Raw genomic sequence first — 12,413 nt, 5'->3', positions numbered from 1 at the left:
GTGACCGACCGCGGTGAACGGGCCGGGGTGCCGGGCCTCGTGGCCGGGGCGCACCGCGTCCAGGGCCGGGCCCCCGCGGTGCGGGCCGAACCGGGCCGGTGGGCCTGCCCGCGACACGACGACGGCGTGCCGCGCGGCTCCCGGGCCGCCGAGCGCCCGCCGGGCGAGGACCACGATCCCGACCCGCTGGTCGTCGTGCTCTGCTCGTTCTCCGACGGACCACTGGCGGAGTTGCGGGCCGGGCAGGCGCTGCAACGCGTCCTGCTGACCGCGGCGGACCTGGGCCTGTCCGCGACGGACCTGTCGCGGGCGGCCGAGGCGCGGTCGGTGCGCGAAGAGCTGCGCCGCTCGGTCGGCGGGGTCGTCCCGCAGGCCGTGCTGCGCGTCGGGTTCCGCCCACCGGTCCCGCCCACCCCGCGCCGCGCGGCCGTGGACCTGCTGTCGGAGGCGGTCGACGCCCCCTGACGGCCGGGACCCCCGCACCCGGTTCGCCCTTGTCCGACAGGGGCTTACGACCCTGTCCCCGCAGCCGGCCGTGGGAGAACGTCGTTCCCGGAGGGTGATGAGGGAAGGGTGGCCTTGTGGTGGCGCGCGTGTTCCTGGTGGATGACCACGAGGTCGTCCGGGTCGGTGTCCGCGAACTGCTCAACGATGACGGCGGTCTGGAGGTGGTGGGTGAGGCCGGGTCGGTGGCCGAGGCGTTGGCCCTGGTGCCGGTCAGCGGTGCCGAGGTGGCGGTGTTGGACGTGCGGTTGCCCGATGGCAACGGCATCGAGTTGTGCCGTGAGCTGCGTTCCCGGATGCCGGAGCTCAAGTGCCTGATGCTGACCTCGTTCACCGACGACGAGGCCCTGTTCGACGCTGTCATGGCCGGTGCGTCGGGGTTCGTGCTCAAGCGCATCCTGGGCCACGACCTGCAGAACGCCGTGCGCACCGTCGCCGCCGGCGAGTCGCTGCTCGACGCCCGTTCCACCTCGGCCCTGCTGAGCCGCATCCGCCGGGAGCGTGAGCAGGGCGATCCCACCCGGTCGTTGACCGAGCAGGAACGCGCGGTCCTCGATCACATCGGTGAGGGCCTGACCAACCGCCAGATCGCCGAGAGGATGTTCCTGGCCGAGAAGACGGTCAAGAACTACGTCTCCCACCTGCTGGCCAAACTCGGCCTGGAACGCCGCACCCAGGCCGCCGTCCTGGCCACCCGACTGCGCAAACCCACCCCCTCCGACGAGGAGTGATCACAACGGCACCCGCCACGTCAGGCGCGTGCCGCCACCGGGCTCGGCGAGGACGGCACACGAACCGCCAAGCCCCACCGCCCGCTGCTCCAGGTTGCGCAACCCACTGCGCGCCACGTGCTCGGGCATCCCGACCCCGTCGTCCACCACCGAGATCACCAGCGCGTCGGCCGCCTCGACGGTGACGACCACCTCGCCGGCGCGGGCGTGGCGCACCACGTTGCCGACCGCTTCGCGCACCACGGCCTCGGCGTGCTCGGCGACGTGGTCGGGCACGGAGTTGTCCACCGTGCCGCTCATCCGCACGGTCGGGGTGATCGCGACGTCGGCGGTGAGCTCGGAGACCAGGTCCAGCAGCCGGCGGCGCAGACCGGGCGCGTCGTCGGCCGCCTGGAGGTCGAAGATCGAGGTGCGGATCTCCAACACCGTCTCGTCCAGGCTGACCACCGCCTTCCGCACCCGCTCGCGCACCCGCGGCTCCCCGATGGCGCCCAGCGCGCCCTGCAGGCTCATCCCGGTGGCGAACAGCCGCTGGATGACGTGGTCGTGCAGATCGCGCGCGATGCGGTCACGGTCCTCCAGCACGTCGACCAACCGCCGCGCCCGCTGGTTCTCGGCGAACTCCAACGCCACCGCGGCCTGATCGGCGAACGACGCCAACAGCGGCACCTGCTCCGCACCGAACCGGGCGCCGCCCTTGCCCCGCGCCACCAACAGCACACCGGTCACCGACGTCCCGGCGCGCAACGGCACCGCCACCCCGGGCCCCACGTCGACCGACGCGTCGCCCAGCCGGCCGTCCAGGTCCTCGATGAGCATGGGCGCGCCCGAATCCAGCACCTCGCCGACGAACGACGCCGCCTCGGCGAACGCCGTGCCGACCAGACCCTCCGCCTGCGCACCGGCGCCGGCCGCCGTCCGCAACCGCCGCTCCCCGACGCCCTCGGCCAGCACGATCAGCGACAGCGACGCCCCGGACAGCTCCCTGGTCCGCTGGGCGATCAGGTGCAGCGCGTCACCGGAGGACGCCCCGCCCAACAACTCCGCGTTGACCTCCGCGGTGGCCTCCAACCACCGCTCCCGCATCCGCGACCGCTCGAACAACCGGGCGTTCTCCACCGCCACACCCGCCGCAGCCGCCAACGCCGTCAACACCACCTCGTCATCCGCGGTGAAATCCGCACCACCGACCTTCTCCGTCATGTACAGGTTGCCGAACACCTCATCACGCACCCGCACCGGCACACCCAGAAAACCACGCATCGGCGGGTGATTGGCCGGAAAACCCACCGACGCCGGATGCTCGGACAGGTCGTGCAACCGGATCACCCGCGGATCCCTGATCAACAACCCCAGCAGACCCTTGCCCTCCGGCAGATGCCCCATGCGCGAACGGGTCTCCGCGTCGATGCCCACGTACACGAATTGCGACAGGTTGTCCCGCGCGCCCAGCACGCCCAGCGCACCATAACGCGCGCCCACCAACCCGACAGCCGCCTGCACGATCCGCTGCAACGTCGAGTCCAACTCCAAACCCGCACCGACGGCCAGCACCGCGTCCAACAGGCCCTGCATCTTGTCCCGCGTCGACCCGATCTCCGTCAACCGCTCACGCATCTCGTCGAGCAGCTCGTCCAGGCGCAGACCGCCCAGCAAGCGATGGGGCGTCCCACCTTCGGAAGTAACCACGGATCCAGCGTTCCACCCCCGGCTGCCGGGGGCCAACCCCAGGCCGCCGACCGCCCGGTGGCCGCCCCGACCGTGGCTGCCCACCACGAGGGGGCAGGCGTCGCACCCGGCCTCCGGCAGCGCGTGCACGGGCTGGACGCGGACCACGGCCGGTTCCCGACCGCGATGCGTATGTGCGAGCCGACCACGCGCACCCCGGGCCGGCTCTTGACGGCGCTTCGTCCGGCACGGCAACGTAGCCCGAGCCGCCGGCGGACCGGTTCCCGACCGCGCCTGGCCGTGACGAGCCGCGATGAGCCGCACGTGACGACCGGAAGGGCACAGGGGTTGTCCCCGGGGTCCGCCGGGTACCCACCGGGCCGCGTCCCGTCGGGCCCGCCGCGCCCGACAACGCCGCACCGCAACCTCCGAACCGGTCGGGTGATCCATCCCATGCGAGTCCTGTCCGAGTCCCAACTGGCCGCCGTGCTGTCCGCCGTGCCCACCTGCCCGCGGGTGGTGGTCAGCGGGAACCACGCCACCCCGCACCGCGCGCTGGACGTGCTGGACAAGGCGGTGGCCGAGTACCGGCTGTTCGCGTTGAACGCCCAGCCGGGCATCCCGGACCGCGAGGGCGTGGTGCTGGAGACGCCGTTCGTCGGGCCGGGCATGCGCGGCAAGCGGGCGCTGCGGTACTTCCCCTCCCGGCTGTCGCTGGTGCCCCACCTGCTCCGGCAGGCGTTGCCGCCCGACGTCGTGCTGGTCCACACCTCCACCCCGGTGGACGGCTGCGTCTCGCTGGGCACGGAGGTGAACGTCCTGCCCGCGGCGGTCGAGGCGGTCCGCGCCCGGGGCGGCCTGGTGATCGCCCAGCTGAACCCCCGGATGCCGTACACGCACGGTGACGGGGTGCTGTCCTGCGACGAGGTGGACTGCGCGATCGAGGTCGACGAGCCGCTGACCTCCCCCGCGCCCCGCGTGACCGGCGAGGTGTCGGGGGTGATCGCCGAGCGGGTGGCGGCGCTCGTCCCGGAGGGCGCGACCCTCCAGACCGGCATCGGCGCCGTCCCGGACGCGGTGCTGGCGGCGCTGACCGCCCGGCGGGGCCTGGCGGTGTGGTCGGAGATGTTCAGCGACGGCGTGCTCGGCCTGGAACGGGCGGGCGCGCTCGACCCGGACACCCCCGTGACCGCGTCGTTCGTGTTCGGCGGCCAGGAGCTGTACGACTGGGTGGACCGCAACCCGCGGGTGCGGCTGCTGCGCACCGAGAAGACCAACGACCCGGGGCTGATCGCCCGCCGGCGGCGGCTGGTCTCGATCAACAGCGCGCTGCAGGTCGACCTGTACGCGCAGGCCAACGCCAGCCGGGTGCGCGGGGCCATCTACTCCGGGTTCGGCGGGCAGACCGACTTCGTGGTCGGGGCGCTGCACTCCCCGGGCGGCCGGGCGATCGTGGCCCTGCCCTCCTGGCACCCCAAGGCCGACGTGTCCACCGTGGTGCCCCGCCTGACCGGCCCGGTCACCTCGTTCCAGCACAGCTGCCTCGTCAGCGAGCAGGGCGCCGCGACCATCTGGGGCCACGACGCCGGCGAGCAGGCCCAGCAGATCATCGACCACGTCGCCCACCCGCGGGTCCGCGACGAGCTCACCGAGGCCGGCCGCGGCCTGGGCTTCCCGCTGCGGCCACCGGCCTGATCGGCGCCCCGACCGGCGGGGTCCCGGGTCGGCTAGAGGAGCCCGTGGTCACGGGCGTACAGCGCGGCCTGCGTCCGGTCGCGCAGCCCGAGCCTGCCCAGCACCCGCGAGAGGTGGTTCTTCACCGTGCCCTCGGCGAGGTGCAGGCGGCGGCCGATCTCGCGGTTCGTGCGGCCGGCCGCGACCAGCCGCAGCACCTCGACCTCGCGCCCGGTGAGCGAGTGGCCGCCGACCGCGGGCGGCCCGGCGGACAGCGCGTCGGCGATCCTGGCCGCCGCCGCCGGGTCGAACTGGGCGATGCCGTCGTGCGCGAGCCGCACCGCCGCCGCGAGCTCGCGCGCGGGCCGGTCCTTGAGCAGGTACCCGCCCGCGCCGCCGCGCAACGCGCGCACCACGTAGTCCTCGTCGTCGAACGTCGTCAGCATCACCACCCGGCACGACGGCACGCGGGCGCGGATCCCCGCCAGCGCGTCGAGGCCGTCCACCACCGGCATCCGCACATCCATCAGCACCACGTCCGGCACGAGCGCCACGGCGAGGTCGACGGCTTCGCGGCCGTCGCCCGCCGTGCCGACGACCGCGATGCCGTCCTGGATGTCCAGCAGGGACGCGATGCCCTCGCGGATCAGCCGCTGGTCGTCCGCCACCAGCACGCGCACGGCGGTCACCGCGGGATCCGCACGGTCAGCCGGGTGCCCGCGCCGGGCGCGCCGCGCACGTCCACCTCGCCGCCCAGGGCCGCGACCCGCTCGCGCATCCCCGACAGCCCGAAACCCTCCTGCGCCGCGGAGAACCCGCGCCCGTCGTCGAGCACCACCAGCTCCGCCGCCTCCGGCCCGCAGTGGACCCGGACGGACACCGAACCGGCGTCGGCGTGCCGCAGCGCGTTGGTGACGCCCTCCTGCGCCGCCCGGTACACCGCCAGCAGCACGGCGGGGTCGAACCCGTCCTCGTCGCCGCCGCACCGCACGTCCACCTTCAACCCCCGGGTCGACTCCGCCAGCGCCGCCGCCAACCGGAACGGCTCGCGCAACGCCCCCACCGACCGCCGCACGTCCTCCAACGCCCGCCGCGCCGACTCGCGGGCGTCCGCCAGCGCCCGGTCGGCCGCCTCGGGGTCGCGCTCCCGGAACGCCGACGCCTTCTCCAGCAGCACCGACACCGCGGTGAGGTGGTGCCCGAGCCCGTCGTGGATGTCGCGCGCGACCCGGCTGCGCTCCGCGGCGGCGGACAGCTCCGCCAGCCGCGCCCGCCCGCGCCGCTCCTCCACCGCCACGGCGGCCACCGCGAGCGTCACCACCAGCCCCACCGCGAACATCAGCAGGTCCGACACCCGTTCGACGTCGTGCGCCCAGCCCGGCGCGGTCACGCTGAACGACACCACCACCAGCCCGGCGCACCCCAGCCCGAGCGCGACCGCGACCACCCGGCCGAACGCGAAGTACGCGCCGAAGGGCAGCAGCAGCAACAGCACCCGGGCCATGCCCGAGCCGTCCGCCGCCGCCACGAGCACCACCAGCGCGGCTCGCGCCACCAGGAACACCCCGGCCGCCGAGAACCGGGGTTCCGCGAGGTCCAGCGCCACCAGCGCGACCAGCCCGCCGGCGAACCAGCCGAACCGGGTCTCCCCCAGCCCCGCCAGCCCGGCGTAACCGCCCGCGAGCAGCACGGCGCCGTAGAGCAGGGGCGACAACCACGCGACCGGGCGCACGAGCGCAGGCTACTTCCGCCGCGGGCCCGCGGGCGAGGTGCCGATCGGCACCACCGCGGCCGGCCCGACCGGCACTCACCGCCGTGACCGGCCCGCTCCTAGCGTCCCCGGCCATGAGCTTCCTGCTGCGCTTCGGCGCCGTCTGCGGCGCCCTGTCCGGCCTGTTCCTCGCCCTGCCCGGGGCGCTGGAGGCGTTCACCGGGGAAACCCTCGCGACCAGCCTGGTCATCGGCGTGTCCCCCGCCCTGGCCGCCCCGCTGCTCACCGCGCTGCACCTCGCCCAGCGCCACGCCGCCGACCGCGTGGCCACCACCGGGTACGCGGTCAACTTCGTCGGCCTCGGCCTGTTCGGCGCGGCGGCGTACGCGCTGAACGTCGTGCTGTTCCCGCTCGGCGCCGCCCCCGCCGCCCCGACCAGGGCCGTCCTGCTGGCCGGCGCGCTGCTGTTCGCCGTGGGGTGCGTGTGGTTCGCGATCGGCATGTTGCGCGCCGGCGTGCACCCGAAGGCGCCCGTGTGGGCCTACCTGGTCGCCCTGCCCGTGTTCACCCTCGCCGCCCGCCTGCCCGACACGCCGCTGACCAGCGCGCTGCACGTCGTGGTCGGCGGGGCGCTGGTGTGGCTCGCCGTGTCGGTGCACCCGCGTCGCCGATGACCGCCGGGCGGGTCCCGCCCCCGCGGGTGCGACCGCTGGAGCCCGCGCACGGCGCGTCGGGGGGTGGCCGGTGGGTTCGCGCTACCGGGCGACGCCCCTTCGGGTGACGAAAGGCACCGGACGTTCACGACGATGTGATCACCGGATCCGTGCGCCGGCACCCACCACCGGGTACGGTCGGGATGTTGCCCGCATGCGGGCATGGTGTGCCGGGAAGCCTGGTCGGCGTCGTGTTCCGCCGACCCAGGGAGCCGCCCGTGCAGCGCAGTGCCGTCAAGTTGTTCGACCGGGGCACTTGGCCCGAGGCCAAGCGGATCGCCGACATCCTCCGGCTGGAGACCGTCGGCGGGGTGATCATGCTCGTCGCCGCGACGCTGGGCCTGGTGTGGGCCAACTCGCCGTGGGCGCCCACCTACGAGGCGCTGCGCGACTTCGAGTTCGGCATCGCCCAGCTGCACCTGCAGCTCAGCGTCGGGCACTGGGCCTCCGACGGGCTGCTGGCGATCTTCTTCTTCGTCGCGGGCCTGGAGCTCAAGCGCGAGTTCGTCGCCGGGGACCTGCGCGACCCGAGGCGGGCCGCCGTGCCGGTGGCCGCCGCGTTCGGCGGGGTCGCGGTGCCGGCCGTGTTCTACCTGCTGGTCAACCTCGGCTCGCCGGAGGCGACGTCCGGGTGGGCGATCCCGACCGCCACCGACATCGCCTTCGCCCTGGCCGTGCTCGCCGTGATCGGCCGGTCCCTGCCGACGGCGCTGCGGACGTTCCTGCTCACCCTGGCCGTGGTGGACGACCTGATCGCGATCGTGATCATCGCGCTGTTCTACACCGACGACCTGGCGGTGACGCCGCTGCTGCTGACCGCCGTCCCGCTGGCGCTGTTCACCGTGCTGGTGCAGCGACGGGTGCGCTCCTGGTGGCTCCTGCTGCCCCTGGCCGCGCTGACCTGGGGCTTCATGCACGCCTCCGGAGTGCACGCGACCGTGGCCGGGGTGCTGCTGGGCTTCGCCGTGCCGGTGATCCGCCGCACGCCCGGCGAGGGGCCGGGGCTGGCCGAGCACTTCGAGCACCGGTTCCGGCCGCTGTCGACCGGGGTGGCGGTGCCGGTGTTCGCGTTCTTCGCCTCCGGGGTGGCCATCGGCGGGCTCGACGGCCTGACCTCGTCGCTGACCGACACGGTGACCATCGGCATCGTGGTGGGGCTGCTGCTGGGCAAGCTGGTGGGCATCACCGCCGCCACCTGGCTGGTGTCGCGGTTCACCCGCGCCGAGCTGGACGGCGACCTGGCCTGGGTGGACGTGGTCGGCCTGGCCGTGCTGGGCGGCATCGGGTTCACCGTGTCGCTGCTGGTGGGCGAGCTGGCCTTCGGCGAGGGCACCCGGCCCTACGACGACGCCAAGATCGGCATCCTGCTCGGCTCGCTGCTGTCCGCGCTCGTCGCCACGGCGATCCTGCGCGCGCGCAACCGCGTCTACCGGCGCATCCACGAGGAGGAGACCCGGGACGAGGACCACGACGGCATCCCGGACGTCCACCAGAAAAAGGTTATTGACTAACACTTGTTAGTGGCTAACACTACGGTTCATGGACGTAGTGGTCGTCGGCGCGGGTCCCACCGGTCTGGCAGCGGCGTGCGCGCTGCGCCACCACGGCGTGCGGGTGCGGGTGGTCGACGCGGCGGCGCGGCCGGCGACCACCTCGCGCGCCCTGGGCCTGCAACCGCGCGGCAGCGAGGTGCTGCACCGGCTCGGGGCCCTGGGCGACCTGCCGGCCCGTTCGGTCGGCATCCGCCGGGTGGTGGTCCACGTCGGTGGCCGCCGCTGCGGTGAGCTGCGGGTCGGCCGCCCCACCGCGCTGGTCCGGCGCCCCGGCCTGCTCGTGTCGCAGGCCGAGGTGGAGGCCGGGCTGCGGGCGCGCCTGGCCGACCTGGGGGTCCGGGTGGAGTGGGGCGCCGAGGTCACCGGTCTGGAGCAGGGCGGGCGCGGGGTGGTGCTGTCCACCGCGGCCGGCCCGGTGGCGGCCGACTGGGTGGTCGGCTGCGACGGCGCGCACAGCGCGGTCCGCAAGGCCGCCGGCATCGGCTTCCCCGGCGTCCCGCTGGTCGAGGGTTTCGTGCTCGGCGACGTGCGGGCCGAGCTGCCGCTGCCGCGGGACTCGGTCGGGGTGTGGGTGCGCGGCGGGGAGGTGTTCGCGGCCTTCCCGCTGCCCGGAGGGGTGTGGCGGTTCATGGCCCCCGCCCCGGGCACCGCGCCGGGGGACGTCGCGGGGTTCCTGGCCCGCGCCGCGCACCGGCACGCGGGCGTGCGCGGCCTGCCGGACGACGGCTGGGCGTGGACCTCGGTGTTCCGCATCCACCGCCGGCTGGCCGGGACCTACCGGAGCGGCCGGGTGCTGCTGGCCGGCGACGCCGCGCACATCCACAGCCCGTTCGGCGGACAGGGCATGAACACCGGCCTCGGTGACGCCGAGAACCTGGCCTGGCGGCTGGCCCTGGTGGCCTCGGGCCGGGCCGGCGACCGGCTGCTGGACGGCTACCAGGCCGAGCGCCGCCCCGTCGCCGAGGAGGTGCTGGGCGCCACCAGCGGCCTCACCAGGCTCGTGCTGGGCGAGTCCCCGGCGGCCCGGCTGGTGCGCGACCGCGTGCTGTTCCCCCTGCTGGGCCTGCCGCCGGTGGAGAGGCTCATCTGGGAGCGGGCGTCGCAGCTGAGGACCGGCTACGCCCGCTCGCCGCTCGGCCGGCGGCCCCGCGTCGGCGACCGGGTGCCGGAGTTCGCGGCGACCGACCGGTTCGGCTGGACCCTCGCCGCACCGCGCGATGGCGGCTGCGCCGCGGTCGCCCGCGACGCGCTCGGCGACGTCCGGCACGTGCACCGCGCCGGCGACGCGCTGCTGGTGCGCCCGGACGGCCACCTGGCCTGGCGCGGCGAGCCGGAGCCGGCGGCGCTGCGCCGGGCGCTGGCGGTCATGCTTGACCGGTGACGAACCAGGCAGGGCCGGGTGGGGTGCGCGAGCAGCGCAAGGCGCGCACCCGCCGCATGATCCAGGACCACGCGCTGCGGTTGTTCCTCGACCAGGGCTACGAGCAGACCACGGTCGAGCAGATCGCCGCCGCGGCGGGCGTGTCGCACATGACCTTCTTCCGCTACTTCCCCACCAAGGAAGCCGTGGTGGAGGACGACGACTACGATCCGCTCATCGCCGACCTGGTCCGCGCCCGCCCCGCCGGGGAGAGCCCGCTGGAAGCGCTGCGCGCCGCCCTGCGCGCCGGCCTGGACGCGGTGCTCGACACCGACCACGACGCCGTCTACGCCCGCGCCCGGCTCATCGTCACCACCCCCGCCCTGCACGCACGGCAGTGGCGCAACACCGCCGCCACCGGCGACCTGCTCGCCGCCGCCCTCGCCGACCGCGAACGGCGACCGGTCGACCTGCGGCTGCGCGTGATCGCCGCGGCGGCCACCACGGCGATCACCACCGCCCTCACCGCGTGGGTCGAGGGCGAGCGGGCCGACGACCTCCGTTCGCTGGTCGACCAGGCGTTCGCGGCGCTGGGCACGGGGCGCTAGGCGCGCCGGTCCGCGCCGTCGCCCGGCCCGCCCGGCCCGCCCGGCGCGGCGCGCGCCCGGCGGTCGCGCCGGGTCGACGCGAGCAGCAGCGCGCTGCCCAGGGCGGCGGCCACGGCGCTCGCGGTGAAGATGCCGACCTTGGCCTGGGTGACCAGCGCCGGATCGGTGTAGGCGAGGTCGGTGATGAACAGCGAGACCGTGAACCCGATCCCGGCCAGCGCCGCCACCCCCCACACCAGCCGCGGCGGCACCCCGGCGGGCAGCACGCCGACCCGCAGGCGCAGCGCCAGCCACGTCGCACCGCCGATCCCCACGACCTTGCCCACGAGCAGGCCGAGCACGACCCCCCACGCCACCGGGCTGCCCACCGCCTCCCCCACGGCCCCGCCACGCAGGTCCACCCCGGCGTTGGCCAGCGCGAACAGCGGCACCACGGCGAACGCGGTGATCGGGTGCAGGCGGCGCTGGAGGTCGTCGAGGACGGCGCGCCCGCCCACGGGGCGCGCCGGGGTCATCAGGCCCAGCACGACGCCGGCGATCGTGGCGTGCAGCCCCGAGTGCAGCGTCGCGTACCAGACGAACACGCCCACCGGGACGTACGCGGCGACCGGGCCCACGCCGGACCGGCGCATCACCGCGACCGCGATCAGCCCGCCCGCCGCCGCGAGCAGCCACCCCGGTTCCAGCGCGTCGGTGTAGGCCACCGCGATGACCCCCACCGCGATGATGTCGTCGACGATCGCCACCGACAGCAGGAACAGCTTCACCCCGGCCGGCACCCTCGACCCCAGCAGCGCCAGCACGCCCACGGCGAACGCGATGTCGGTGGCCAGCGGGACGCCCCACCCGCGCGCCTCCGGTCCACCACCGACCACGGCCAGGAACAGCACGGCGGGCAGCACCACACCGCCCAGGGCGGCCAGCGCCGGCAGCGCCGCCGCGCGCCGGTCCCGCAGCTCCCCCACCACCAGCTCGCGTTTGACCTCCAAGCCGACGACGAAGAAGAACAGCGCCATCAACCCGTCGTTGACCCAGTGCCGCAGGTCCTCGGTCACCGACACCGGGCCCGGCCCGACGGTCAGCCGGAGGTGCCACAGGGCCTCGTAGCCGGCCGCCGCGGGGCTGTTGGCCCACACCAGCGCCGCCACCGCGGCCACCAGCAGCACCACGCCCCCGGCCGCTTCGTCGTGGACGAGCCGGCGCAGGCGACGGCCCCACCGCGGTCGGGCGCCCACCGCGCTCACCGCGGCCCCGCGCCCGGACCGAGGGCTTCGGCGAGCGTGGCCCTGATGTCGAGGAGCGCGTCCAAGCCGGTGAGGCGGAGGGGCCGGAGCACGTCGCGCCGGGCGGCGACCACCCGCAGGGGCACCCGGTGCTCGTCGCACCGCCGCAGGGTCGCGGCCAACGCCGTCAGGCCGGCGGCGGAGAGGAACCGCAGGCCGGTCAAGTCGACCACCAGCGGCCACGGTGGGCGTGCCGCGGCGCGGCCCGTCCGCAGCCCCGCGGCCAGGACCGGCGCGGTGGCCGCGTCGACCTCGCCGACGGCACGCACCACGACCGCGGCGCCCGCCGGGCGGTGCCGGGCGCCGGGTTGCGCACGTCGGGCCGGCGGGTGCCGCATGCGGTCGTGACCGCGAGCGGCACGGGGACCCTCGACGCCGCCGACGCGTTCGTCGATGCGGCGGCCGGTCACGTCGGTGACGGTGACGGTGAGGGCGGGCGCCTCACGAGTGGTGATCGGGCGGCTGTCGAGGACGTCGTACGCGGTGTCGTGCCGGGTGGGCATGGTTGTGGGCTCCGATGGTCGTGGTGTGCGCCCTGTCGCCGGTTATCGGGGCACATGCGGCTGTTCGGCGGTTGCTGTCCATTGAGGACTCCCGGGTGAGGGCTC

General features: G+C 75.2%; 12 protein-coding genes. 7 read left to right on the top strand and 5 right to left on the bottom strand.

All coding sequences use genetic code 11. The features are described 5' to 3' along the window. Entirely contained in the window at window positions 1-465 is a 465-nt protein-coding gene (locus tag JOE68_RS27345; protein ID WP_204845254.1) for a hypothetical protein, read from the top strand. Window positions 466-581: 116 nt separating this feature from the next. Further along, on the top strand, window positions 582-1,235 hold the full coding sequence (locus JOE68_RS27340) for a response regulator (RefSeq protein ID WP_307819931.1): 654 nt from the start codon (window positions 582-584) through the stop codon (window positions 1,233-1,235). On the opposite strand, the gene JOE68_RS27335 is transcribed toward JOE68_RS27340, so the two are convergent. Beyond that, window positions 1,236-2,852: a GAF domain-containing sensor histidine kinase gene (locus JOE68_RS27335; RefSeq protein WP_239564890.1), complete on the bottom strand. Its 1,617-nt coding sequence runs from the start codon at window positions 2,850-2,852 to the stop codon at window positions 1,236-1,238. Window positions 2,853-3,356: 504 nt separating this feature from the next. On the opposite strand from JOE68_RS27335, the gene JOE68_RS27330 reads away from it, so the two are divergent. Beyond that, window positions 3,357-4,598, top strand: coding sequence for an acetyl-CoA hydrolase/transferase family protein (locus JOE68_RS27330; protein ID WP_204845251.1), 1,242 nt, complete (start codon window positions 3,357-3,359; stop codon window positions 4,596-4,598). A 32-nt stretch (window positions 4,599-4,630) separates the two neighbouring features. Here the strand turns inward: JOE68_RS27330 and JOE68_RS27325 are convergent, their stop codons facing one another. Then, complete coding sequence (locus tag JOE68_RS27325) at window positions 4,631-5,266, bottom strand: response regulator (protein WP_204845250.1); 636 nt, start codon at window positions 5,264-5,266, stop codon at window positions 4,631-4,633. Further along, entirely contained in the window at window positions 5,263-6,309 is a 1,047-nt protein-coding gene (locus JOE68_RS27320) for a sensor histidine kinase (RefSeq protein ID WP_204845249.1), read from the bottom strand. Before JOE68_RS27320 ends, JOE68_RS27325 begins: the two co-directional genes overlap by 4 nt. A gap of 113 nt (window positions 6,310-6,422) precedes the next feature. Here JOE68_RS27320 and JOE68_RS27315 point away from each other — a divergent pair, with 113 nt between their 5' ends. The 4 genes from JOE68_RS27315 to JOE68_RS27300 all read left to right on the top strand — a co-directional run bounded on the left by JOE68_RS27315 (window position 6,423) and on the right by JOE68_RS27300 (window position 10,522). Continuing rightward, on the top strand, window positions 6,423-6,962 hold the full coding sequence (locus JOE68_RS27315) for a hypothetical protein (RefSeq protein WP_204845248.1): 540 nt from the start codon (window positions 6,423-6,425) through the stop codon (window positions 6,960-6,962). A 257-nt stretch (window positions 6,963-7,219) separates the two neighbouring features. Further along, on the top strand, window positions 7,220-8,512 hold the full coding sequence (nhaA, locus tag JOE68_RS27310) for a Na+/H+ antiporter NhaA (protein ID WP_307819930.1): 1,293 nt from the start codon (window positions 7,220-7,222) through the stop codon (window positions 8,510-8,512). 28 nt (window positions 8,513-8,540) lie between these two features. Further along, on the top strand, window positions 8,541-9,935 hold the full coding sequence (locus tag JOE68_RS27305; RefSeq protein WP_204845246.1) for an FAD-dependent oxidoreductase: 1,395 nt from the start codon (window positions 8,541-8,543) through the stop codon (window positions 9,933-9,935). Continuing rightward, window positions 9,932-10,522, top strand: a complete 591-nt coding sequence (locus JOE68_RS27300) for an acyl-CoA-like ligand-binding transcription factor (protein ID WP_204845245.1) — start codon at window positions 9,932-9,934, stop codon at window positions 10,520-10,522. Before JOE68_RS27305 ends, JOE68_RS27300 begins: the two co-directional genes overlap by 4 nt. On the opposite strand, the gene nhaA (JOE68_RS27295) is transcribed toward JOE68_RS27300, so the two are convergent. After that, a complete protein-coding gene (gene nhaA, locus JOE68_RS27295) occupies window positions 10,519-11,757 on the bottom strand; it encodes a Na+/H+ antiporter NhaA (protein WP_204845244.1) in 1,239 nt (412 codons plus the stop codon). The genes JOE68_RS27300 and nhaA (JOE68_RS27295) overlap by 4 nt on opposite strands. Window positions 11,758-11,762: 5 nt before the next feature. Then, window positions 11,763-12,308 (bottom strand): anti-sigma factor antagonist, encoded by a 546-nt coding sequence (locus JOE68_RS27290; protein WP_204845243.1) that lies wholly within the window; start codon window positions 12,306-12,308, stop codon window positions 11,763-11,765. Window positions 12,309-12,413: the final 105 nt, after the last annotated feature.

This window comes from Saccharothrix algeriensis (genome assembly GCF_016907655.1).
Classification (GTDB): Bacteria; Actinomycetota; Actinomycetes; order Mycobacteriales; family Pseudonocardiaceae; genus Actinosynnema; species Actinosynnema algeriense.
This window is presented reverse-complemented; position numbering and strand designations above follow the sequence as displayed.